General features: G+C 71.0%; 22 protein-coding genes. 8 read left to right on the forward strand and 14 right to left on the reverse strand.

What is annotated here, in order from left to right:
* Position 1: 1 nt before the first annotated feature.
* The 3 genes from OG257_RS22205 to OG257_RS22215 form a co-directional block, all read right to left on the reverse strand.
* Entirely contained in the window at positions 2-205 is a 204-nt protein-coding gene (locus OG257_RS22205; RefSeq protein WP_329210016.1) for a DUF397 domain-containing protein, read from the reverse strand.
* 203 nt (positions 206-408) lie between these two features.
* Positions 409-1266: a helix-turn-helix domain-containing protein gene (locus OG257_RS22210; RefSeq protein WP_329210018.1), complete on the reverse strand. Its 858-nt coding sequence runs from the start codon at positions 1264-1266 to the stop codon at positions 409-411.
* Positions 1267-1484: 218 nt separating this feature from the next.
* Positions 1485-2204, reverse strand: coding sequence for a GOLPH3/VPS74 family protein (locus tag OG257_RS22215; RefSeq protein ID WP_329210020.1), 720 nt, complete (start codon positions 2202-2204; stop codon positions 1485-1487).
* A 164-nt stretch (positions 2205-2368) separates the two neighbouring features.
* Here OG257_RS22215 and OG257_RS22220 point away from each other — a divergent pair, with 164 nt between their 5' ends.
* From OG257_RS22220 to OG257_RS22230, 3 genes are all read left to right on the forward strand, one after another.
* Positions 2369-5170: a D-alanyl-D-alanine carboxypeptidase gene (locus OG257_RS22220; protein WP_329210022.1), complete on the forward strand. Its 2802-nt coding sequence runs from the start codon at positions 2369-2371 to the stop codon at positions 5168-5170.
* 220 nt (positions 5171-5390) lie between these two features.
* Positions 5391-7214 carry an MFS transporter gene (locus OG257_RS22225; RefSeq protein ID WP_329210023.1) on the forward strand — a complete coding sequence of 608 codons (1824 nt, stop codon included), beginning with the start codon at positions 5391-5393 and terminating at the stop codon, positions 7212-7214.
* A gap of 130 nt (positions 7215-7344) precedes the next feature.
* Entirely contained in the window at positions 7345-8235 is an 891-nt protein-coding gene (locus OG257_RS22230) for an adhesin (RefSeq protein ID WP_329210025.1), read from the forward strand.
* 18 nt (positions 8236-8253) lie between these two features.
* On the opposite strand, the gene OG257_RS22235 is transcribed toward OG257_RS22230, so the two are convergent.
* On the reverse strand, positions 8254-9003 hold the full coding sequence (locus OG257_RS22235; protein ID WP_329210027.1) for an ATP-grasp domain-containing protein: 750 nt from the start codon (positions 9001-9003) through the stop codon (positions 8254-8256).
* A 142-nt stretch (positions 9004-9145) separates the two neighbouring features.
* Between OG257_RS22235 and OG257_RS22240 the strand changes: the two genes are divergently transcribed.
* Positions 9146-10021, forward strand: coding sequence for an aminoglycoside phosphotransferase family protein (locus OG257_RS22240; protein ID WP_329210029.1), 876 nt, complete (start codon positions 9146-9148; stop codon positions 10019-10021).
* Between the two features lie 35 nt (positions 10022-10056).
* On the opposite strand, the gene OG257_RS22245 is transcribed toward OG257_RS22240, so the two are convergent.
* Entirely contained in the window at positions 10057-10557 is a 501-nt protein-coding gene (locus tag OG257_RS22245; protein ID WP_329210031.1) for a GNAT family N-acetyltransferase, read from the reverse strand.
* 249 nt (positions 10558-10806) lie between these two features.
* On the opposite strand from OG257_RS22245, the gene OG257_RS22250 reads away from it, so the two are divergent.
* Entirely contained in the window at positions 10807-11241 is a 435-nt protein-coding gene (locus OG257_RS22250) for a hypothetical protein (RefSeq protein WP_329210034.1), read from the forward strand.
* A 41-nt stretch (positions 11242-11282) separates the two neighbouring features.
* Here OG257_RS22250 and OG257_RS22255 read toward each other — a convergent pair whose 3' ends face one another.
* Positions 11283-11660: a winged helix-turn-helix transcriptional regulator gene (locus tag OG257_RS22255; protein ID WP_329210035.1), complete on the reverse strand. Its 378-nt coding sequence runs from the start codon at positions 11658-11660 to the stop codon at positions 11283-11285.
* Between the two features lie 105 nt (positions 11661-11765).
* Here OG257_RS22255 and OG257_RS22260 point away from each other — a divergent pair, with 105 nt between their 5' ends.
* Positions 11766-12128, forward strand: coding sequence for a DoxX family protein (locus OG257_RS22260; RefSeq protein WP_329210037.1), 363 nt, complete (start codon positions 11766-11768; stop codon positions 12126-12128).
* A 25-nt stretch (positions 12129-12153) separates the two neighbouring features.
* Here OG257_RS22260 and OG257_RS22265 read toward each other — a convergent pair whose 3' ends face one another.
* Entirely contained in the window at positions 12154-15069 is a 2916-nt protein-coding gene (locus OG257_RS22265; RefSeq protein WP_329210039.1) for an AfsR/SARP family transcriptional regulator, read from the reverse strand.
* Positions 15070-15157: 88 nt separating this feature from the next.
* Here OG257_RS22265 and OG257_RS22270 point away from each other — a divergent pair, with 88 nt between their 5' ends.
* On the forward strand, positions 15158-15517 hold the full coding sequence (locus tag OG257_RS22270) for a hypothetical protein (RefSeq protein WP_329210041.1): 360 nt from the start codon (positions 15158-15160) through the stop codon (positions 15515-15517).
* A 52-nt stretch (positions 15518-15569) separates the two neighbouring features.
* Here the strand turns inward: OG257_RS22270 and OG257_RS22275 are convergent, their stop codons facing one another.
* Positions 15570-16781, reverse strand: coding sequence for an MFS transporter (locus tag OG257_RS22275; protein WP_329210043.1), 1212 nt, complete (start codon positions 16779-16781; stop codon positions 15570-15572).
* 71 nt (positions 16782-16852) lie between these two features.
* Positions 16853-17452, reverse strand: a complete 600-nt coding sequence (locus OG257_RS22280; RefSeq protein ID WP_329210045.1) for a helix-turn-helix domain-containing protein — start codon at positions 17450-17452, stop codon at positions 16853-16855.
* On the opposite strand from OG257_RS22280, the gene OG257_RS22285 reads away from it, so the two are divergent.
* On the forward strand, positions 17451-17984 hold the full coding sequence (locus OG257_RS22285; RefSeq protein ID WP_329210047.1) for a GNAT family N-acetyltransferase: 534 nt from the start codon (positions 17451-17453) through the stop codon (positions 17982-17984). The two genes, OG257_RS22280 and OG257_RS22285, sit on opposite strands and share 2 nt — an antisense overlap.
* A 336-nt stretch (positions 17985-18320) precedes the next feature.
* Here OG257_RS22285 and OG257_RS22290 read toward each other — a convergent pair whose 3' ends face one another.
* The 5 genes from OG257_RS22290 to OG257_RS22310 form a co-directional block, all read right to left on the reverse strand.
* Positions 18321-19661 carry a lipase family protein gene (locus tag OG257_RS22290; protein ID WP_329210049.1) on the reverse strand — a complete coding sequence of 447 codons (1341 nt, stop codon included), beginning with the start codon at positions 19659-19661 and terminating at the stop codon, positions 18321-18323.
* A gap of 281 nt (positions 19662-19942) precedes the next feature.
* Positions 19943-20842, reverse strand: coding sequence for a PhzF family phenazine biosynthesis isomerase (locus tag OG257_RS22295; protein ID WP_329210050.1), 900 nt, complete (start codon positions 20840-20842; stop codon positions 19943-19945).
* Positions 20839-21225, reverse strand: coding sequence for a RidA family protein (locus tag OG257_RS22300; protein ID WP_329210052.1), 387 nt, complete (start codon positions 21223-21225; stop codon positions 20839-20841). The genes OG257_RS22295 and OG257_RS22300 overlap by 4 nt, the downstream gene beginning before the upstream one ends.
* Positions 21212-22726, reverse strand: a complete 1515-nt coding sequence (locus OG257_RS22305; RefSeq protein ID WP_329210054.1) for a leucyl aminopeptidase — start codon at positions 22724-22726, stop codon at positions 21212-21214. Before OG257_RS22305 ends, OG257_RS22300 begins: the two co-directional genes overlap by 14 nt.
* 35 nt (positions 22727-22761) lie before the next feature.
* Positions 22762-23697 (reverse strand): DMT family transporter, encoded by a 936-nt coding sequence (locus OG257_RS22310; RefSeq protein ID WP_329210056.1) that lies wholly within the window; start codon positions 23695-23697, stop codon positions 22762-22764.
* Positions 23698-23868 lie beyond the last annotated feature (171 nt).

A 23868-nucleotide genomic window follows, 5' to 3' on the forward strand; every position in this document is an offset into this window, starting at 1 on the left:
CTCAGTGCAGCGGGTTTCGGCTGATGTCCGAAAGGAATGCGGACCAGGTGTTGGCTGTGAAGCCGAGGACTCCGGTGCGCGGATCCTTGGAATCGCGCACCGCGACGGCGTCATGTCCCGCAGTCTTGATCTCGACGCAGTCCCCATTAACGGCGGAATAGGATGACTTGGTCCATTCTGTCAGCTTGCCATGCTTCATCAGCATGCCTCCGATGATTGTGCCGGTGGTCGGGTCTTGTGTCCCGGTCGCTGTGAATCAGCGACTCCGGGATCGACGCTACGCTGCGACATCATCGAAGGTGAGCACCGTTCACCCCTTTGGGTGAACTAAGCCTTTGGGGTCTTCCTGGCTGGAGTCGCGCAGGCGTATGTTGCCGACTTTCATTCCGATGGCACTTCATCGCCTGCTTATGGCAGGCACTTTTCGGCTGCCGCAATGATGAAGTCGCGTGATTGTTCGGCGCTCAGGGCCTGGGCTCGCAAGTGCTCGTACATTACGGCGTAGCTCTGGACGTCATTGGCCTTCTCCAGGTACAGGTCGCTGGTGACGCCCTCGAGGTAGACGACGCTCGCGTCCATCGCCTCCTGGAACTCGAGGATGGCGAACTTTCCGTACATGCCGGGATGCGCGCCCACGTCGTAGGGCAGCACCTGAAGTGTCACGTGCGGCAGCTCGCTCAGCTCGGCCAGGTGCAGCAACTGGGCCCGCATCGTCTGCGGGTTGCCGACGATACGACGCAGCAGTGCCTCGTCGATCACCGCCCAGAAGCGCAGCGGATTGACGGGATCGGTGAGGCGGTCCTGGCGCTTGAGGCGGATCTGGATCCGCTTGTCGATCTCATTGGGCGTGGCTTCGGGCCACATCCCTTCGATGACCGCCTGTGCGTACTCGCGTGTCTGCAGCAGACCGGGAACGATCAGCGACTCATAGACGCGCAGTGAGGCCGCGTCCGTCTCCAGGCCGATGTAGACGCTGTACGGGATGTCGCCGAACGCGTGCCACCAGCCCTGCTGGCGGGAGTCCTTGGCCATCTGCATGAGCGAGTCGACGATCCGGTGGTCCTCGACCTCGTACACGCCGCAGAGGTCCCGGACGTCGCGCTGGCTGATCGAACGGCGGCCGTTCTCCAGGCGGCTGATCTTCGACTGGGAGACCAGCAGTCGCTCCGCCACCTCCTCGGCCGTCATGCCCTTGATCTCGCGAAGGCGGCGCAATTCCTGGCCCAACCGGCGTCGCCTGACGGTGGGATTGACGTTGGTCGGCACGGAAACGGCACCTCCGGCTATGCAGCTGTTGTAGCTGTGCGTATCTACTGCTCAGCAGATTGCCACCCCTGCCCGTGAGCGCGCTGGAAAACGGCCACACACAAGCGCGCGGGGCAGCCGGTGGATCCGGCTGCCCCGCGCGTGGTGCGGCTCCCGAACCGGGTCTGTGGGGACGACGGTGCGGCGGTATTCGGTTCTCCGCGCGATGCTCTGCGCGGTCAGTGCACGGAGGTGTGCGCCATGCTGCCGCGACGCGCTTGCGCTTGCGGCTGCAACGGCACGCCTGCCGCTTGCTGATTACGGCGCGGCTGTACGGCCACCCCGTTCTGGACGTCCATCACGGCATGCGCCACGAGGCCGCCCATCGGGTCGTGTCTGATCAGGTCCCGGAGCCGGGAGCGCGAAGAGCGCCCCTCGTTCCCGGGGTACAGGTGCTTGCCGAGTCCGACCGCATGGGCCAGCGCGGCGAGCGCCGCGGTCCGCGGGTCCGGCGGTACGCCGGTGCGGATCGCACTGTCCAGCCGGTTTCTGATGTCCCGGCTTATTGCCGTGTCCGTCGCCTGGTAGCGAGTCGTCGGCAGCACTCCGCACATCTGGCCCGCCACGGCATGCACCATGCCGCACCGCTCCAGATGAGCGAGGTAGATCTGGCGAAGCCCCAGTCGGGGTCCGCCGATCCAGTGGACGGCCCGGACCGGGCTGCCGCGACGGCGCAGCAGTTCCAGTGCGGAGTCCAGAGTCGGATCTCCTGTCGGCCGTGGCATCACCACGGCGATACGATCCCCGTCAGGGGCTATCCGTCCTGCCAGAGCCAGCTCTACTAGCTGTGCCCCGGCCAGGCCGAGGTCGAGCGACTGCGGCTGCGCTGTGGTACCCGTGGTCGGGTCCAGAGCGAGCAACAGAAGCTCCTCCGGAATTGTTCTGCGGCTCCTGCCCATCCATGCCTCCCCGCGTGGATGAATGACAGGGTGACCCCTCTCACATTGGTCTGTCGAGGGTGCCTGGGTGCTTTGTGAGGGAACCGTTAGGTATGTCGTTCTCGTCTAGCGGCCCAGCCAAGGGTTCACACAGGACACTGGTAGATGGTTCGGACAGTGCGGGCATGTCCCCGCGGCGCATGGAGGAGGCATCGGTGGCGGGCGAGTCCCCCGACAATTCGGAGCAGCGGAAGTCGTCGGGGACGGCTGAGGGACGCGATCCGCGTCTCGCCGTGTTCCGCGAACCGGACGCTTCGGCGGGCACCGGGAGTACGACGGGCACCGCGACGGACACCGCGACAGCGGTCTTCCGCGCGCCGTTCTCCGCGGATGCTGCCGACGATCCGGCCGACGCGTCCGGAGATGCCTCTGCGGACGTGTCCGCAGACGTGTCCGCGGATTCCTCGGCTGCTGCCGGGAGCGAGCCGGATGCGGCCGGAGCGGATGCGCAGGACGCCGCGGGCTCCGACTCAGGGGCAGTGGAGGGCTCAACGGGCTCTGTGGAGGGCGTGAAGGCCCCTGTGGAGGACTCCGAGCCCCACGAGGCGGCCGAGGAGGTTGCCGCGGCTGACGGGGCGGCTGTGCCCCCGGAGACGGACGAGGCGGCTGCCGTCGAAATCGACACCACGCACGAGGCGTCCGCCGATGCCGGGTCTTCGGACGACGAGGACCCGGACCCGGACTCCGACGCCGACTCCGCGCCGGCCTCCGAAGCCGGTTCGGGCAGCGATGCGGGGTCGGAGGAGCCGGCCGAGCCGTCCGACTCCGGGCCTGCGCAGGAATCTGACTCCGACGCGGAAGCGGAAGCAGACGCGGAAGCGGAAGCCGGCGCTGAGGCCGCTTCCGGGTCCGACGCCGAGCCGGAGTCCCGCTCCGGGGCCGAGCCCGACGCCGCCTCAGGAGCCGCTGATGAGGCCCCCTCCGAGCCGTCCTCCACAGCGGAGCCGAACGACGCGCGGCTGCGCGCCGCCGTCGCGGCGTGGGTCGCGAAGGGGGGCGACGAGGACTCCGTGCCCGAGGACTCCGCGTCCGAGGACTCCGCGCCCGAGCCGGACGCGAAGCCCGCGCAGGGCGACGCGTCCGAGGCTGTGACCGGGGCGGACACGGACAAGGCTGCGGACGTCAGCGCCACCTCCGACGCGCCCCGCGTGCCCAGGACCCGCGAGGAGGCCACGCCCGAGAAGGCCGAGAAGGCCAAGACGTCCGGCAAGGCCGAGCAGGCCGAGCAGGCCGAGCAGGCCGAGCAGGCCGAGCAGGCCGAGTCCGAGGACCCGGCCGTTCCCGCGGAGCCCGCTGAGGACAAGCGAGGAATCGATCAGCCGACCACCGCCTTCAAGGCGCTGCGGCCCGGCCGGATCGACCAGCCGACGACCGCGCTGAAGCTTCCCCGGGACACGAGGCGGGACACCCCCGAGGCCCCCGCCGAGCGGACCAGCAAGTTCGTACCGCTGCGGTCGGACGACGCGGGCCCGCCCCCGGCGCCCGCCCCCCGCCGGTCCGATGCGTCCGCGTCCGCGCCCCGCATCGGCCCCACGGTCACCCCGGACCTCACTCCGGGCCGCACGGCGGATCCCGGCCGTCCGGCCGGCGCCGTCCCCGGGCTCACCGAGGCGGAGCGCACCCGGCAGCAGCCCATGCCGCCCCTGCCACCGCTCGACCTGCTCGCCGAGCTGACGAACACCCCGCCGCCCCCGCAGACCCCGGTCCGCACGGCGGTCCGGCGGGTCAAGATCTGGACGCCGCTGCTGCTGCTCGTCGTGATCGTCTTTGCGATCGCGCAGGCGGTGCGGCCTCTTCCCGAGCCCACGCTGACGCTCTCCGCCGACCCGACGTACACCTTCGGCGGCGAGAAGCTGGAGATGCCGTGGCCGGAAGAGGGCCAGGGCGTCGTCGAGGTCGAGGGCGTCGGCACCATCGGTTCGTACGGCACGGAGAAGACCGCGCCGATCGCGAGCGTCGCGAAGATCATGACGGCGTACGTGATCCTCAAGGAGCACCCGATCACCGGCAAGCAGGACGGTGAGCAGATCGAGGTCGACAAGACGGCGGGCGAGGAGGCCAACCGTCCCCAGGAGTCGACGGCGCCCATCAAGGAGGGGCAGAAGTACACGGAGCGTCAGATGCTCCAGCTCCTGATGATCCCGTCGGGGAACAACGTGGCGCGGCTGCTCGCACGCTGGGACGCCACGACGGTGGAGGCCTTCGTCGACAAGATGAACGCGGCGGCCAAGGACCTCGGGATGACGAAGTCGACGTACACGGACCCGAGCGGTCTCGAGTCCTCGACCGAGTCCACGCCCGCCGACCAGCTCAAGCTGGCCAGGGCGGTCCTGCAGTACGACGTCTTCCGCGAGATCGTGAACATGCCCCAGGCCGACATCCCGGGCATCGGCAAGACCATCTACAACAACAACAACATCCTGCTGGAACCCGGTGTCAGCGGCATCAAGACCGGTTCCTCCACCCCGGCCGGCGGCAACCTCATCTGGACCGCGGAGACGGTCGTCGACGGGAAGAGCCGGCGGATCATCGGCGCGGTGATGGGTGCCGACGTCGACGGCACGCTGGACGCCAAGCTGCAGCGCGCCATACAGAGCAGCCTCGGCCTGATCCAGGCCGCGCAGAAGGGCGTCGACTCCGCCACCGTCGTCAAGAAGGGCCAGGTCGTCGGCTACGTCGACAACGGGCTCGGCGGCAGGACACCGGTGGTCTCCACCAAGGACCTGAAGGCGGTCGGCTGGGGCGGGCTCCAGGTGGAACTCGACCTCGGCGACGGCGGGGAGACGCTCCCGCACGCGGCCAAGGCGGGCACGGTCGTCGGCGAAGTGACGGTCGGTACCGGCCCGGGGAAGGTCTCGGCCCCCGTCGCCCTCCAGAGCGAGATGACGGAACCGGCCTTCGGCGACAGGCTGACCCGGATCACCTGACGGCAGTGAGGCCCGTGCTTCTGCCCGCCGCGTACACCGGCGGGCAGGGGCGCGGAGCCGGAGGTGCGGGGCAGGAAATGGGGCAGCGCGGAGAAAAACGCGCGTGCTAGCGTCCCGGAAGCAACGGTTGGGCGCCGGGACGCGTCCCTCCGGGTACGGATGAGGCCCGTGCGGTACATCGACGGTTCGGCAGGCCCGGGCGAGGACGGGGAGAGTCGCAGTGACGACGGCTGAGCCGACGCGGGCGAACGACAGCACGGCTGCCGGAAATCTGCGGGTCCGGATTCCGGCCCCGCGTGACGGCGGGCAGGACGGGCCCGACACGTCCGTACGGAACCGCCTCCTGCGCCATCCGGTCCTGCTGACGACCGCGGTCGCGGCCGCCGTGCACCTGCTGTGGTTCTTCTTCTTCGCGAACAGCGGCGGCGACATCGCCGCCCAGGACGCCTGGGCCGAGTTCGTCGGCCGCCACCCCGGTACCGCGTACAACCTCGCCTGGTACGGGGGCATGCACCCCGTCTCGTACAGCGTGGTGTCGCCCTATCTGATGTCGGTGCTCGGCGTCCGTACGACGATGATGATCGTCGGTACGGTCTCCTCCGCGCTCACGGCGCTGATCCTGGTCCGGGTGCCGGCCGTCCGCAACCCCCTCGCGTGCGCCCTCGCCGGGGCGTTCGCGTACCTGTGCAACGCCCTGTCCGGACGGGTGACCTTCGGGCTCGGCATGATGTTCGCGCTGGGTGCGGTCGCCGCGGTCTTCTGCTGGCCCCACCGCTGGCGGTACAAGCGGTGGGCGAAGGCCGGTGTCGCCGCGCCGCTCGCCGGCCTCGCGACCGCGGGGAGTCCGGTCGCCGGGCTCTTCCTCGGTGTGGTGGCCGCGGCGCTCTTCCTGAACAAACGGCGCCCCGGGGCGTACGCACTGGGCCTGGCGCCCGCGGCGGTCGTGGCACTGTCCGCGTGGCTGTTCCCGTTCTCGGGTACGCAGCCGATGGCGATCGGGACCCTGTCGCTGCCGTTCCTGTACGCCGTCTTCGTCTTCTTCCTCGTGCCGCGGGACTGGCGCACGGTGCGCACCGCCGCCGCGGTGTACGGCATCGGCACGCTGCTGACGTACGTGATCGACTCGCAGATCGGCTCGAACGTGTCGCGCATGGCGATGCTGTTCGCCGGGGTCGTGCTGCTCGCCGCCCTGCCGTACACGGCGCCGCGCACCCGCCGCTGGTACGCGCTGGTCATCGCCTTCGCGGGCCTGAACTTCTGGATCGGTTTCAAGGGCGTCGACGACATCGTCCGTACCGCCCCGACCGCCTCCTGGAACCGCGAACTGGCCCCTCTGGTCAACCAGCTCCAGAAGGCCGGGGCGGAGAGGGGCCGGGTCGAGGTGGTGCCCGCCAGCAGCCACCGGGAGGCGTCGGCGCTCGCGCCGTACGTGAACCTGGCCCGCGGCTGGAACCGGCAGGCCGACATGAAGCGCAACCCGCTCTTCTACGACGACACCCTCAACGCCGTGAACTACCGGGAGTGGCTCGACCGCTGGGCCGTTCACTACGTCGTGCTGCCGACCGGGAAGCCGGACTCCAGCGGGGCGCTGCAGGAGACCGAGCTCGTCCAGGAGGGCCAGCCGTATCTGAAGGCGGTCTGGAGCGACGCCAACTGGAAGCTGTTCCGGGTCCTGGACCCGGTGCCGCTCGCCGATCCGCCCGCGACGGTCGAGCGCGCCGGAGCCGACGAGCTGACGATCCGGGTGCAGTCGGCGGGACGGGTGCTGATCCGGATCCCGTACTCGCGCTGGCTCGCCGTCGTGGACGACAAAGGCAAGAGTGTGGAGCGCCCGCAGGAGACGGAGGCCTCCAAGCAGCGTTCCGCGGAGGACGACGAAGCCCCGAAGGACTTCACCAACGCGCACGGCTGCCTGATCAAGGTGGACGAGGACCCGGACGGCGACGAGTGGACGGAGCTGCTCGCACCGCGGCCCGGGGTCTACCGGCTCGCGGCGCCGTACCAGCTGCAACCGGGTACGCCGTGTCCGGAGGAACTCCGCTGACGGGCTCGCGTCAGGCGCCCGGTCGAGCAAATAGTGCGGGAACTCTCCCTCTGCGGGCGCAGCACTGGCAAGGTGTGCTGCCATGAGGTGCCAACATTGCGGGGGCGAACACATAGGTCCGTTGCCGGGCATGGTCTGTCCCCGGTGCGGTTCAGTGGCGCGTTCGGCCGGCGGGAGCGGTTCCTGGATCGCCCAAGAGACGCTGATGGGCCGGGTCTCCACCCTGCCCAGGAGGCGAAAAGTCCTGCTGGCGGCCGGAGTTGTGGTCGCGGCCGGGAGCCTGGCCACCGCTGTGTCGCTGCTCGCGTCGGGAGGCGGAGGAGGGCGCCCGGAGGCTGCGGGACGGGCCGGCGCCGTACCGGCTCCGATCGGTGGCGGAGCTCCGACCCGGATCGGACCGGGCGGCGACGAGAGCCCGGACGCTCCCGTGACGGAATCCCCGAGCTCTCCGGAATCCCCCGACTCCTCGGCACCCGCGAGTGATCCGAGCAGTCCTGCGGATACGGGCGGGTACCGCTACAGCGCCTGGGCGGGCCCCGGTTGCACGACGGGCGACTACGCCGAGCACGGCCGCTTCGAGAACGGCGACGCGGGCTGGTACACCGTCGAGTCGGGTGGTTTCAGGGACAGTTCGTGCGACGGCCGGTTCAGCGCGGTCCCGATGTCCGGCAGTCCGACCGAGGACCGGGGCGGCAGTGCGGTCTGGTCCTGGCATCTGGGCGAAGGCTTCAGCGAGTGCACGCTGACCGTCTTCGTGCCGAGCAGCGTCCGCGACAACGACGTGGCGGGCAACCCCACCGTGTACCGGGTGCTCTCCGATCCCGGCGACGCGGACTCCGCCTATACGGGCTTCGCCGTGCGCCAGCCGGAGCACCGGGGTGAGCCGGTCGATGTGAAGAGCTACCCGGTGAAGGGCGACACCTTCGCCGTCCAGCTGATCGACCGGGGCCGGGACTGGGGCGATACGGACCTGGTGGGCGCGCACCATGCGGCGGCCCAGCTCAAGGCCTCGTGCCGCTGAGCCGGGTTGCCGTGCGGGTCAGCGGACGAACGCCCGGTCCCGTTCGGTGAGTTGGCCGACCGGGCCGGCGGCCCGGAGCACGACGTCCAGGGCGAGGTCCGGATCGGAGGCGTAACAGCCGCTGGCCCAGGCAGCGTTGGCCTCGACGACCGCCCACTGCCCGGCGTCGGTGAGGCCGGCGTCGATGACGATCGCGGACGGCAGGGTGTGCCCTGCGGCGGCGAGCAGATCGGCGCCGAACGCGAGCGCCCCGGCAGACAGCGGACCCGTGCGGAGCCGGCCGTCCTCGGCGTACCGGCTTCCGCAGACCACGTGGCCGTCGAGCAGGTACAGGCGGTACTCGGCGGCGAACACGATGACATCGCTCACCAGCACCACGGTTTCGGGATCGATCGCGTCCGGACCGGGCAGCCGGGACCCGTCCGCGTACACCAGGGCCGGGATGCTCTTGTCGTTGGGCGACTTGACGAACGCGGGGCGGCGCAGCCCGTACGCCTCACGGATGGGCACGGCCCGGATCTCGCGCCGGGTGAACGCGACGGGCAGCCGGGCCAGCCAGTCGGCGGGCGCCTCCAGTGGCGCGATGCCCAGCGCGGGTGCCACGACGTCGGCGAAGGACGGTCCGGCATGTAGATGGCCGCCCCCGTCGCGCAGCCCCTCGGGCACGTCGAAGTCCGGCAGCTGCACGGTCCGCAGGCCGCGTCGGCGGGCGGTGTCGCGGAGGGTCCGCGCCGAGGCGGTGAGACGAGGGGGGAGTACGAGGGTCATGGGCACCGATCATTCAGCAGGGGCACCCGTGTGACCCACCGGATTTCGCCGGGGCCCGCCACCGCCCCGGATGCCGCTGATGCCCGCCGCCGCAGCGGGATCTCGCTTGACGCCCGGCGCCGCAGCCCGCTTGCATCGCCTGATGCACGTCAACGAGGTGAAGACCGACACGGCGCTCGTACGCCGGCTGCTCGCCGCGCAGTTCCCCGCATGGGCGCACCTTCCCGTCGAGCCGGTCCGCTCCAGCGGGACGGTCAACGCCATCTACCGGCTGGGTGCGGACATGGCCGTGCGGCTGCCCCGCATCGAGGGCGGGTCGAAGGACGTGGCGACGGAACACCGCTGGCTGCCGCACCTCGCCCGGCACCTCCCCTTCGCCGTACCCGAACCGCTGGCCGAGGGCGCACCCGCCGAGGGCTACCCCTGGGCGTGGTCGGTCTGCCGCTGGATCGACGGCGAGAACCCGGAGGCGGGCAGCGGCTCCGTCCGGCTCGCGGCCGAACTGGCCGAATTCGTCGAAGCGTTGCGAGGCATCGACACCGAGGGTGGCCCGCCCGCGTTCCGGAGCGAGCCCCTGGAATCGCGCGACGCGGCCACGCGGGACGCCCTGGCCTCACTGCACGGAGTCATCGACAGCGCCGCGGCGGCAGCCGCCTGGGACGAGGCACTGCGGGCCCCCGGTCCACGGGATGCCGCCACCTGGGTCCACGGCGACCTTCAGCCCGGCAACGTCCTGCTCTCGGGCGGCCGGTTGAGTGCCGTCATCGACTTCGGGTGCATGGGGCTGGCCGATCCCGCGGTCGACCTGATCGCGGCGTGGTACCTGCTCACGGCCCCGGCGAGGCGGGCCTTCCGCGCGGCGCTGGAGGCGGACGACGCGAGCTGGGCACGGGGGAGGGGCTGGGCGCTGTCGATCGCGCTCATGGAACTCTCGTACTACCGGACCACGAATCCGGTGATGGCGGCGACCGCACGGCATGTGATCGGCGAGATCCTCGACGACCGAAGGCCTGGCTGAGACCGGCTCGACAGCGTGAGCACTCGCACGGTGACTCACACGGCGCGCTCCATGCACACCAGATCCTCCCGCTCGTCCCAGGACTCGGTGACGGCGAAGCCGAGCCGTTCGTACAGGGCGATGGCGCCTGTCCGCCACTTCCACACGGACAGCCCCACCGTGCTCACGCCGTCCTCCGCGCATCGCGCGAGCGCGGCACCGAGCAGCTCCGAAGCGACGCCTCGGCCCCGGGAGGACGGGGCGGTCCAGAGTCGTTTGACCTCGGATCTTCTCTCGACGGGGGCGGTCACCACGAGGCAGCCCACTGCCTCGCCCCCGCTCAGTGCCACCAGCACGACATCGTTCGCGAACGCCGTCCGCGGATCCAGGATCTCCGCGCGATAGCGGTCCGGCAGCGCTCCGGCGTCGGGAACGGGCTTGCCCTTCTCCTCCTCGGTCCGCAGGTGGTAGGCCGCCAGCAGCCCGGACAGTCCGTCCTCCGTGGACGGGCCCGGACCGGGCCAGAGGACGATGGCGACCTCGCGTCGATCAGTCATGGGCCCAGCATCACAGGACCGGTACCGGGACGGCGGACGGGGGCGTCATGGGGTGCCCGTGGAGGCCGGGGGAACGCGTGTGCCAGGGTATGCCGACAGCTCACGCCGGCCGGGCCTCGCGAGGTGGTCCGGCCCCGCGGCTGATTCCCGGGCTCCGGGACCCCGCGGTGGCGTCCGGGGCCGCGCTGTCGAAACCTCCGGCGGAATTATCCCGTCCGGTCCGGCATCCCACCTCGTAGGAGTACATCCGTGAACGGAAAGCGCCGTCGACTGCTGCTGGCCGCCGTCGACCCCATGCTCGAGCCCGAGGAGCGGGTCGAGGTGACGTCCGTCGTGAACCTGAGTTCGGTCTCCGTGCGCCGGACAGCGGCGTTCGCGGCGGCCTCGGCGATCATGAGCGGTGGTGGCATGGCCGTCGTCCCGGTGCCGGTCCCGATGTATCTGGCGATGACCGACCGCCGCATCTTCGTCTTCCGGGCGAACCCGACGTTCGCCCGGCCCGAGGAGCACCTGATGACGATTCCGCGCGCCGGTCTCGTCCGCTCGGAGATCAAGGAGCGGCTGCTCAACTCGTCCTTCGTCGTGTCCTCGCCGGACAACGAGCAGGGCTTGAAGATCGTCTTCCCGCTGGCGGGCCGCAAGGAACGGAACGCGATAGCGGCTGTCCTGCCCCTGGCAGGCTGACCGCCTCCCGGAGTGGTTCGGCGGCCGGGCGGAGTGACGCCTCAGGGATGTTCCGAGTCGTAGTCCGCCTGGCTCAGCTCGATGCCGGGGTTGTTGTCGACGGCCCACTCGGCCAGCTTCACGGCGGGTTCGATCAGGGTGCGACCCATCGCGGTCAGCTCGTACTCGACGCGCGGCGGTACCTCGGGGAACGCTGTGCGGGTCACGAGGCCGTCGCGCTCGAGGTGCCGGACCGTGCGGGTGAGCATGCGCTGCGAGATTCCCGGAATCCGCTGCTGGAGCTCGGTGAAGCGCATGCGTTCACCGTCGAGGGTGGCCACCACCAGCAGGGTCCACTTGTCGCCGATGCGGTCCAGGATGCCTCGGATCGCACGGCCGCCGTCACCGCGGATGAGGCAGCTGTTGCGGTACTTCGACATCGGCGTTCCCTGTTCGCCACGCACACCGGTGTGCCTTTTGTAAGGCTTTTCATAGTCACCGATCATGTGCTTGCTTACAAGTCGTAACCATGACGGAGGACGCAGATGGAGATCGCCTACTGGATCGTCGCCGGACTGCTGGGAGTCTTCTACCTGTACGCGGGCGGCAAGAAGGTCGTGCAGCGCAAGGAGCAGCTCGAGCCCATGATGGGCTGGGTGGACACGGTCCCGATGCGGTTGGTCCGGAGCATCGGTGTCGTCGAGATCCTGGGTGCCGTCGGCCTCGTGCTGCCGCCGCTCACGGGGATCGCGCCCGTCCTCGCGATCGTTGCCGCGCTCGGCCTCCTCGTGCTCCAGGTGCTGGCAACGGGTCTGCACCTGTCCCGGGGCGAGGTCAGGGAAACCGGTCTGAACGTCGCACTCATCGTGCTGGCCGGCGCGGCCGCGTGGCTCGCCACGGCCTGGTGAGGTCCACCGGTCGCCAGGAGTACGTTCAGCGCCGGGGCGCGCGGGATTCGTGCACGTCGAGCACGGCCTGGAACTGCCGGCGTGCCTCCGGGACGCGGCCTGTCGCCAGGTAGGCGTGGCCGAGACGGCTGCGGATGTCCATCTCCAGCCAGTGGTAACTGGGGTCGGTGAGCGGGGACAGCAACCGGTGCTGAAGGAGGGCCTGGTGGTGGAGGGCTATGGCCGCGCCCGGGTTTCCCTCGCCCCGCTCCGCCGTTCCCAGGCGGGTCAGACTGCGTGCGCAGAGGAAGATGTCCCCGACCTGCTCGCCCAGTTCGACCGCCTGCCGGAACCGGCTCCTGGCCTCACCGTAGTGGCCGAGGCGGAGGTGGACGTCGGCGGCGCAGGTCAGGGTCCTGCCGAGGACGCGCGGCCTGGCGTCCCGCTCGGCGTGCGTGTGGGCGTCGGCAAAGCAGGCCAGTGCCTCCTCGTTGCGTCGCCGGAACTGGTGGGCGAGGCCGAGGGTGACGAGTGCTATCGAGACGATCCAGTCGTTGCCCAGTTCCCGGGCCAGGTCCACCGCCGTCCTGAGATGGCGAATCGCCCGGTCGTCCTCTCCCACGCTCAGGTCGACGGCCCCCAGCGCGGCGAGAGCCCGGGCCTCCTCGAACGGGTCGTCGCGGCGTCGGCTGAGGTCCAGTGCCTCGGTGATGCTGGTGCGGGCCTGCCGGTACCGGCGTTGGTACACCCCGGTGTAGCCCAGGCAGTTCCGCAGCGCGGTGGCCATCCGCTCGTCCGTGGCCTCGTCCACGTGCGCGAGGGCGATCTCCAGGACCGTCTGGCTCTCGTGGTAGCGGCCCTGCCGTACGAAGTAGTCGACCAGCGCCTCGGCGATCCAGCAGGCGTAGTCGGCCTCGCCGAGGGCCGCGGCGTGTCCGACGACATCGGCGAGCTGGCCACCGGCCGCGTCCAGCCAGGTCTCCGCGTCCTGCCAGTGCTTGAACGGTGAGCCGGCGGGCTCGGGTCCGGTGGGGAAACCGGCCGTGCCGAAGTCGCTGGTGATCCTGGCCGCGTCCAGGAAGAGGCGGAGTGCGGCCCTGCGTGCGGTGGCGGCCTCGGCGGGCGCGCCCTCCGCGAGGCGTCGTGCGTGCACGCGGACCAGGTCGTGCAATCGGTAGCGGCCCGGACGCGAGTGCTGCAGAAGGCTCGTGTCGACGAGGCTTTCCAGGATGCTCTCGGTGTCGTGCGACGGACCGCCGAGCATGGTCGCCGCCGTCAGCACGTCGAACTCGACCGTCGGTGCGAGCCCCAGGGCGCGGAACCCGCGCTGCTGCTCGGGTGCGAGCTGGTCGTAGGACAGGCGGAAGGCGGCCTCCACACTGCGGTTGCCGACGCTCAGTTCGCCGAGCCGGTGCTCGTCGCCCGCCATGCGGCCCACCAGGTACCCCACCGTCCAGGTGCCGCGGTTCTGCAGCCGCGACCCCGCGATGCGCAGTGCCAGCGGCAGCCCGTCGCACAGCCCGACCAGTTGCTGCGTCGCCTCCGGCTCCCGGCTCGTGCGGTCCTCTCCGATGATGTGCGTGAGCAGGGACACCGCGTCCCCGCTCTCCAGGGGCTCCAGGGTGACCCGGCGGTCGGCGTCCAGTTCGGCCAGCCGCCGCCGGCCGGCCACCAGCACCCTGCTGCCCGCTCCCGCCGGCAGCAGCGGCCGTACCTGGTCGGCGTCCAGGGCGTCGTCCAGCACGAGCAGAAGTCGCAGCGGGCTGGTCGTCGCGCGCCAGACGGCGGTGAGCTCTTCGAGGTCGCTCGGCAGCTCACCCGTTGCCGCGCCGAGCGAGCGCAGCAGTCGCTGCAGCGCCCGCTCCGGAACCTGCCGCCGCTGCGTGCTGTGCGCACGCAGGTCCACGAACAGGCAGCCGTCCGGGTACCGGTCGCTGAGTTCACGGGCCGCGCGTACGACGAGCGCGGTCTTGCCGACCCCGGCCGTACCGTCCACCGTCATGATCGATACGGATCCGGGGGGAGCGGGCGCGATCAGCTGCGCCAGCGCCGCCTCCCGCCCGATCAGGTGGCCGGCGTCGCCCGGCAGGTCGTTCACCGTGCGGTGGAAGGGGGGTGGGGCTGCGGGAGCGGCGGAGCGGCCCGTGGCGGGACCGAGGAGGCGTTCGTCGTCCTGGTGCAGCACCGCGTCGTACATCCGGCGGAGTTCCTCGCCGGGATCGACGCCGAGTTCGTCGCGCAGGCGCCCCCGCATGCCCTGGAAGGAGTTCAGGGCTTCGGCCTGGCGCCCGCTTCCGTACAGGGCACGCATGCGCAGGGCCAGTACCGACTCGTTGAGGGGATCGGACGTGGACAGCGCGGCGAGTTCGTCCAGCGCGTCGGCGGACCGGCCGAGCAGCACCAGGCACTCGAGTCTCTCGAGCCGGAGCGAGAGCCGTCGCTCCAGCAGCCGCCGGCGCTCCTCCTGCGCGCGCCGTCCCGGCAGGCCGGTCAGGGGCTCGCCACGGAACAGGGCGAGTGCCTCGGAGTACCGGTCCATCGCGGTGCCCACGTCGCCGGACACCTTCGCCTGCCGTGCCACGCCGGCCCGTTCGTCCAGCTCGGTCACGTCGAGCCGGACTCCGTGGCCGCCGAAGCTGTACCAGCCCTTGCCGCTGCGGATCACCGATTCCGCGGGCCCGGCGCCCGGCACGTCGAGTGCCTTGCGCAGTGGGTGGATGTGGCTCGGCAGAACCTTGTGGCCGGACCCCGGCAGCTGCCCGTCCCACAGGTCGTCGAGCAACTGCTCATGGCTCACCCGCGTGTCGACACGCAGCACCAGCGCGGCGAGTACGGCCCGGCGCCGGACCGGCCCCAGGTCCACCGGTGTTCCGCCCCGCCAGGCCAGCAGCGGCCCGAGCACGTCGATCCGGAGCTCCTGAGGCGTTCCCCCGTCCACCGCGAACCCTCCGCTCCCGTACATCATCGGAATTTCATCAGCATTGCAGCACCCCTGGCCATGGTGGCGTGTACGAGATCGCACAACCCGCACAACTGAAGGGGGAGTCGCAGTGACCGAAGTGGAGTTGGTGGCCACCGCGTTCGCGACAGGGGCGGCGGCCGGACTCACGGGCTCCGCGCGCGGAACCGTCCATGACCTTTACGCCGGGCTGAGAGAGGCGGTCCGCCGGAGGCTGGCCGGAGCCGGAGCCGGAGCCGGAGCCGGGGGAGCGGGTGGCTACGGCGTACGGGTGCTGGACGCGTACGAGACCGACCCCGATGTGTGGCGGACGCGGCTGCTCCAGGTGCTGGCAGGTTCCGGTGTGGAGAGGGACGAGGAGATCCTCGCGGCCGCCCGCGCCGTGCTCCGCGCGGAGCGCCCGACGGGGCGCATCCCCGTGGCGGCCCGACCGGTCCGGTGGGGGAGTTGAACCGCTGGTGGGAGAACCGCCGTCATCGAGCGTCAGCGTCTCGGCGCCGGCGTCAGGGCCCCTGGCCGGGACCGACCGCGGCAACGCGCGGTGATTCACGGGGGGTCCGCCGGAACCCGGTCCGCGCGACGAAGGCGGCGGCGAGCAGGGCAGCGAGGGCGGTGAGCGAGGTGCCCTGCCAGCCGATGGCTCCGAGCAGGGGCGCGGCCAGCGCCGTACCGATGGCGCCGACGATGAAGTAGAGCACCAGGTAGACGCTGGTGAGGCTGCCGCTGCGATCGGGGTCGATGGCCATGACACGGCTCTGGTTGGCTGCCTGGGCGGCGAAGCAGCCGGCGTCGAAGAGGGCGAGGCCGAGCGCGGTGACCGGCGGGGTGTCCAGGCCCGTGGCGAGCAGGGCGGTCCCGGCCGCGGCCACCAGCATGCCCGCGACGATCACCGTGCCGGGGGTGTAGCGGTCGGCGAGCCGCCCGGTGAGCGGGAGAACGGCGAAGCCGAGGACGCCCGCCAAGCTGTACAGCCCGATGGCGGTGGGGGTCAGCGAGTGGGGAGGCCGGCCGAGGGCGAGGACGAGGGTGACCCAGACGAGGTTGAACGCGAAGTACCACAGGCCGCCGGCGGCCACGGCGCGGCGCAGGCGGGAGTGCTGCCGCAGCAGGAGGGGGAGCGAGCCGAGGGCGGCCAGGTACCCGTGGCGGAACGGTGGCCGCTCGGAGGGAAGGAGCATGGCGGCAGCGAGCGCGCCGAGCAGGGCGAGGGCGGCGAAGACGAGCAGCATCTGTCGCCACCCGAGTACGTCGGAGAGGGTGCCTCCGACCAGTCGGCTGAGCAGGATGCCGGCCGACATTCCGGCGGCAACGGTGGCCACGGCGGCGGCGCGGCGTTCGGGCCGGGCATGGCGGCCGACGATGCTTCCGGCCTGCGCCGCGACGCCGGCCGCGGCTCCGACGAACACGTAGGCGGCCAGGAGCACGCCCGCGCCGGTGGCTGACGCGGCCACGACGAGGGCGGCGGCCAGAGCGGTGAGCTGGCCGGCGATCAGGCGGTTGGGGGCGAGACGGTCGCCCAGGGGAAGCAGCAGTGCGAATCCGCTCATGCAGCCGATGAGTGCGGCGGTGGGCACGAGGCCGATCACGGAGAGCGGTACGTCCAGCTGGGCGGCGACGTCGGTGAGCGCGGGCTGGATGGCGTAGTTGTTCGCGATGGCCGTCCCGGCGATCGCGGCGAGAAGGAACGTGCGGCCCCGGCGTATCCCGCGGGACATTGCCGTCGGTCCCGGGTGCGTCCTGCCGGTCACGGCTGTTGCCCCCGGTAGGCCCGGGCGTATCCCGTCGGTCATGGCCGTTGGTCCCGGGTGAGGACGACGGCGTAACGGCACTCGGCGCCGCTGTTGTTGGCGAAGACGCAGGGGGCGGGCTCGCCGAGTTCGATCGTGTCGCCCGTGCCGAGTTCGTGCACCGTGTCGCCCTCGTGGAAGGTCAGACGCCCGTCGAGCACCCAGACGACCTGCCGGACGAACGCGAAGGCCGCGGCCGGATACGGCACCTGGGCGTCGGCGGGCAGGCGGATCTCGACGATCTCCGTGGGGAAGTGCGGCCCGGTGATCTGACGGCGCCGGTAACCGGTGGTGGGATCGCGCCACTCGGTCGCGTCGGCCGCCCGGCGCAGCCCCGCGGTTTCGCCCGCTGCCCCGTCGGGGGTGCCTTCGGCGAGGGCGAGCAGGGAGGAGACACTGAGCTGGAAGGCGGCGGACAGCTTGCCGAGCACGACGGCGGTGGGGCTGCTCTCGCCGCGCTCGATCCTGCTGATCATGGCCTGGGAGACGCCGGAGGCTTCCGCGAGCTGGGCGAGGGTCCACCGGCGGCGGTCCCGTTCGGTGCGGACGCGGGCAGCGATCTGGCCCACCAGAGGATGGCTGTCTATCATGTTGGACATGAATCCAATATACGAAATGACTCGATCGGCGGTGGTCCGACCGGCACATTCCGGCGACGCGGAAGCCGTCCTCGCCATTCGCAATCACGCGATCGAGCATTCGACGGCCCTGTGGACACAGACCCCGCAGTCTGCTGCCGAAGGGGCCGCCTGGCTGGCCGTCCACCTGGAGCGCGGCTCGGCGGTCGTGGCCGAAGTGGACGGCGAGGTCGCCGGGTTCGCCGTCTACGGCCAGTGGCGGGAACTCGACGGATTCCTGCACACCGTGGAGGACTCGGTCTACGTCCGCGAGGGCCGGCACGGACTCGGCGTCGGCACCGCGCTGATGACCGCTCTGATCGCATCGGCGCGCGAGGCCGGCCATCGCGTCATGATCGCGGACATCGAGGCCGGCAACACCGCGTCGATCCGGCTGCACGAACGATTCGGGTTCCAGCACGTCGGCACGGTGCGGGAAGCCGGCATCAAGTTCGGGCGCTGGCTCGACCTGACGATCATGCGGCTGCCCCTGACCCCGGCTGCCGAATCCTGACGGGGACGGCCGCCGGCAGGAACGGCGCGCCCACCTCACCCGGTCCGGCGCCCGCGGCCGCCAACGCGGCCCCCGCCCCGTGCCGACGTACCTCTCCATGGCCGTGGCCACGCCCGGCGGAAGAATCGGCCTCGTGCGAGGCGGAGCGCCCCAAGGGCTGACGTTCACCCTCCGCAACGGCAACAGCCGTGCGTACAGCCACCTGCGCCTGGTCTTCCGGATGGAGATCCTGGTGGACGGAACCCCGGCAGCGAGCTGCGGACGCGCCGGGACTGATCGCGGCAGCCGGACGGCGGTAGCCGGACGGCGGGGCCGCGCTGCGGCGGCCCCGGCCGGTCACTTCGCGACGGTCGGGATCTCCGGCTCCAGCGAGTTGCCCGCGGGAATCCTGCCGCAGCTGGTGGGGGCGGTCCTGCCGGCGAAGCGGTCGTTCAGCCAGGCCATCGCGCGGGGCGCCCAGTACAGCATGGAACCGACGTGGCTGAGCAGGTTGTACTGCTCGTACTTGATCGACTTGTTGCCGGTGGCGCAGTACTGCCGTGCCAGCGCCCGCACGTCGCCGGCGACCATGACACCGTCACCCGTGCCGATACCGGCCGGGTTGTTGAGCGTTCCCTCGAGCACGCCCGCGTTCCCCTGTCCGATGAGCCCGGGGACGGTCGGGGTGGCGGCCTGACCGAGGTTGATCTTGTTGACCGCCTCGACGAAGGCAGGGATGGAGTTCGGGTCCTTGTACTCCGGCTTCGTCATGTCTTTCCAGGTCATCCCCGGGTAGCGGCCCAGCGCATCGACGATCGAGCCGTACTCGAGCTCGTTGTAGACCTTGAGGCCCTTCTCGCTGAGGTAGGGCTTGATGTCGATGCCGTACGAGCGGGTGACGCCGATGAGAGCCATCGGGATCACGCCGTTCCACACCGGGGCGCCGTCGACGTACTTCAGATTGTGCGCCGGGTCGACGAGCAGTCCGCCCTCGGTGAAGCCGACCAACTGCCGGTTCACCTCGGGCGCGTACTCGGGGGCAAGGGCTGCCGCCCAGTTGGTGGCGATGGCCCCGCCGGAGTAGCCGAACAGGCCGAACCGAGTGGCGCTGTTCAGGCCGGTCTCCTCGGTGCGCGTGCTCGCCCGGATCGAGTCCAGCGTGTTCGTCCCGTACTCCGGTCCGGCCGCGAAGTCGGCGCTCTGACCCTCGGTGTCCGGGATGACGACGTCGTAGCCGTGGAGGAGCAGCGGCGCCAGAACGACGGTCTCGACGTTGGCGATGATGCCGCCGAGGGACACGTCGCCCGCGATGGCCCGGGAGGGTCCGTCCTCCGGGTCGAGGGAGTCGTAGAACGATTGGTAGGACACGGCCTTGCTGCCGTCGCTGCGATGACCGCGGACCACCGTGGTCACGTTGGCCGAGGGCCGGCCCTGGGCGTCGGTCGAGCGGTAGAGCAGCTGGATGGCCTTCACCGGCGTCGGGATGCCGACGATGTGGTAGTCCAGCGTGCGCTTCTTCAGTACGTCGCCGGGCTTGTACGAGGACAGCGGCTTGCTGCCGTCGTAGCGGTAGAACGGGTCGGACGCGGTGGCGTTCACCTCGCCCGCGGTGGGTGCGGCCATCGCTGCCGGCACCGTGCCGACGGTGAGGGCGGTGACGGCGGCGGTGGCCAGCAGGCCGACGGTGATCCGGTTCATGACTCCCCCGATGTGCGCAGCAAGGACAGGTGTTATTACTCCGCGGTAAGTTACTGGTGGTAAACGTCGCCTGTACATAGGCGCGTCAACAGAGATTTCGGGCCCCGCACCAGGGGCCGGGCTGACGTGGGCGCGGTCAGATGTCCGGCCGCACATCGGATCGCCGGACGGAAGCCGCCCGGGCCCAGCCGGCCCCGACCTGTTGGAGAAACAGCTCGGCCCGGCTCCCAGCCGGGCACAAGCGGCCACCGAATCCGCCGATTCAGCTGACCGGCGGCCCGTCAGATGTGCAGCTCGGCCCGGAACGCCGTCGTCGCGTCACCTGCGATGGACACATCGAGCTCACCGTCGGACCGCGCCTCGACGGACACCCGGACGTCGCCCGACCGACCCATCGCCGCCCTTTGCCGCCCGGTGAAGACCAGCCGGCCGCCCGACGTGGGGACGATGCCGTGCCGCACCAGGTACGCACCGAGCGGGCCGTTCCCGTTACCGGTCACCGGATCCTCGGTGATACCGATCGCGGGCGCGAACATCCGGGCCCAGGTGAGCAGGTGCGCCTCCCCCGTGGCCCTGGTGAAGAGGAAGAAGCCGTTGCTGCCCACCTCGCGGCTCAGAGCCGTCAACGCGACAGGATCCGGCCGCAGCCCGTCCACCACGGCGCGCTCGCGCAACTCCACCAGCACCTTGGAGTGCCCGGTCGACACGACCTGGACGGGACCGTTGTCCGCCAGGTCGCGGACATCGGCGCCCACGGCGTGCAGCAGCCGGTCCACCTGATCGCCGTTCAGCTCGGGCCCGAAGGCAGCCACCCCCTGGTGCATGCCGATCCGCACCCGGTCGCCATCGCGGTGGATCTCCACCCGCTGCAGCAGTCCGCCGCCCGTCTTCTGCACCAGCGAGGCCGACGGCAGCCCGTATTCGACTGCTCGGGCGTAGTGCGCCCCGACGGTGGCGTGCCCGCAGGTCGGCACCTCTGTCGTCGGGGTGAAGAAGCGCACCCGTACGTCGTGGTCGGCGGCGTCGGCGGGCAGCACGAATGCCGTTTCCGAGTTGTTGAGCTCCCGTGCGACCGCGAGCATCTCGGCGTCCGTCATGCCGTCGGCCGCCAGCACCACGCCCGCCGGGTTGCCGGTGAACGGGGTGAGGGTGAAGGCGTCGACCTGATAGAGGATCCTCATCGGCCGTGAACCCGCCAGGCAACTGCGTCCGCTGCCACCCGGAACCCGTGGTGCAGCCCGGTCACCTGGAGCACCGCCCGCGCGGGCCGATGGTCGCCGAACACCTCGCCGAAGACGGCGTCGACGCCTGCCCAGTCGGAGATGTCCGTCAGATAGAGGCACACCTTGGCCACGGAGTCGACGCCACCGCCACCGGCTTCGACGATGGACAGCACATTGGACAGCGTCTGACGCGCCTGCTCCGCGACGGTGGCATCGGCGGATACGCCTACCGGAAGCTGCGCGGACACCCAGATGGTGCCGTCCGGCGTGACGGCGGCCTGCGCGTAGTGGCCGGACGGGTCGGGCGCTCCGGGCGTCGTGACCGCATCAAGAAACGTCATGTCCGCCTGCCGCAGTGTCCGCAGCCAACCGCACCAGGGTCCGGACCGCGCACCCGGTGCCGCCCTGAGGGGTGTAACCGTAGGGGGCGCCCTCGTGGAATGCCGGCCCGGCGATGTCCAGGTGGGCCCAGGGGGTGCCGGCCGGAACGAACTCTCTGAGGAACAGGCCGGCCACGAGGCCACCGCCCATGCGCTCGCCGTAGTTGGCGAGGTCGGCCACCCGGGAGTTCAGGCTCGGGCGCAGTTCGGCCGGCAGTGGCATGGGCCAGGCCCGCTCGCCGACCAGGCCGGCGGCAGCCAGGACCCGGTCGCGGAAGGCGTCGTCGTTGGACATGACCCCGAAGAGGTGGTTGCCCAGGCCGAACCGCATGGCGGCGGTCAGGGTGGCCACGTCCACGATCGCGTCGGGCCGCTCCTCGCCCGCGCGCACCAATGCGTCGGCGAGCACCAGACGCCCCTCGGCGTCCGTGTTGAGCACCTCGACGGTCCGGCCGCCGTACATCCGCAGCACGTCGCCGGGGCGGACGGCGGAGCCGGACGGCATGTTCTCGGCCAGCGCCAGCCAGCCGGTGACGTTGACCCGCAGACCGAGCCGGGCGGCGGCCAGCACCGCGGCGCACACGGCTGCCGCACCGGACATGTCGCGCTTCATGATCTCGTTGGCGCCGACCGGCTTCAGCGAGATGCCGCCCGAGTCATAGGTGATGCCCTTGCCGACGAAGGCGAGACTCACTGTCGCCTCGGGGTGGGTGTGAGCGATCCGCACCAGCCGCGGCGGCCTGGCCGAGCCCTGCCCGACGCCGAGGATGCCACCGAAGGAGCCCGCGGCGAGCGCCTTCTCGTCGATCACCTCGACCGCCGGCCCGTACTCCCTGCCGGCCGTGACCACGGCGTCGGCGAAGCTCTCAGGGTGCAGGTCGTTGGCAGGCATGTTGACCAGGTCGCGGGCTCGGTTCAGCTCCTGGCCGAGCACGCCGGAGCGCCGCACGGCGTCCTCGGCGTCCGCCCGGCCGTGACGGCTCGTGGGAATCACCAGCTTGCGGACCGGGGCCGCGGCGTCAGGAGTGGTGCGGTAGGCAGTGAAGGCGTACGCGCCGAGCAGGCCGCCCAACGCCACCGCCTCCACGGCCTCGGCAGTCCCGACCGGGAGAGCCAGAGCGACCGTCCCGGCGCCCGACATGGTCCGGGCCGCCACCCCAGCGGCCCGCCGCAGCGCCTCGGCGTCGTACCCGTCGTTCTCGTCGGCGGCGTCGCCGAGGCCGACCGCGAGGACCAGCCGGGCCTTGATGCCGGCGGGGGCGGGGAGCTTGACCGCCTCGCCCTCGGCGCCGGTCACGCCGAGCGCGCAGAGCAGGTCGGTCAGCCCGCCGTCGAACGCCGCGGCCACCGCCTCCGCGCCGGGCGTCAGTACCGGGCCCTTGGGACCCTTGGCGGTGCCGATCACGATGCAGTCCGCAGGCAGCGATGCCACGTGGATGGTGCTTACCGTCAGTGCGGTCACGTACGTACGTCCCGTTCTTCATGGAAGGCGGTGGGTCAGGTTCTCGGCGCGGCCGGGGTCGCCGGGGTCTCTTCCAGGGCCGCCGGAGTCGGCATCCTGCGGCGGGTCAGGCCGACCCCGACCAGCACCACCAACATCCCGGCGGCGACCCGGACGGTGAACCCCTCGCCGAGCACGGTGGCGCCCAGCGCCACCGAGACCACTGGCAGCAAGTAGCCGACCGTCGCGGCGTTGGTGGCGCCTTCGGCGGCGATGATCCGGTAGGTGAGGTGGAAGGTGACCCCGGTGGCCACGACGCCGAGGACGAGCACGGCGACGAGGGTCCTCGGACCGATGTGAATCGACGTCAGTCCGCCGGCCGGCAGGGTCAGCGCGGTCAGGCCGGTCGCCGCGACGATCTGCGCCGCGGACAGCGAGATGGTGGGGAAGCCCTTCCCGACCAGGTTGCGGCCCATGTACGCGAAGCCGACGGCATAGCTCGCCGCCGCGGCGACGACGGCGAGGGCGCCCCAGCCGACCGGCCCGGCGGTCTGCCACGGCGCGAAGATCAGCACTACCCCGGCGAAGCCGAGCAGGAGTCCGCCCAGCCTGACAGGGCGGAGCCCGCGTTCGGAACCGGTCACGACGCCGATCAGCAGGGACCACAGCGGGGTTGTCGCATTCAGCACGCCGGCCGTCCCGGAGTCGATGGTCTGCTGGCCGAGGCTGAACATGGCGAAGGGCAGGGCGTTGCAGAAGAAGGCGGCCACGACGATGTGGCCCCAGGTCGCCCGACCCCGAGGGAGCCGTCGCCCAGAGCCGAGGCACGCGAGCAGCAGGGTGACCGACCCGAGTAAGCAGCGGCTGAAGGTGACCTGAACCGGAGTCAGGGCGTCCAGGGCCAGCTCGATCCAGAGGAAGGTCGACCCCCACAGCAGGGCGAGCACGCCCACCCGCGCCCACGCCCATGTCCTGCCCGCGACATCGCTCACCCGTGATCTCTCCTTGCCAGGACCTCGCCTCCATGAACGGTGCCCTGACCAACCCGGAAGGACAAGTGAAAAGTTCTACATCTGGTTTAAGTCCTGCTACATGCTTGATGAGAAGGCGCATGCAGGTGTTCGCCGGGACCGATCCCAAGCCGGCCGGCCCGGGCCGCGGCC

This window comes from Streptomyces sp. NBC_00683 (assembly GCF_036226745.1).
GTDB lineage: Bacteria > Actinomycetota > Actinomycetes > Streptomycetales > Streptomycetaceae > Streptomyces.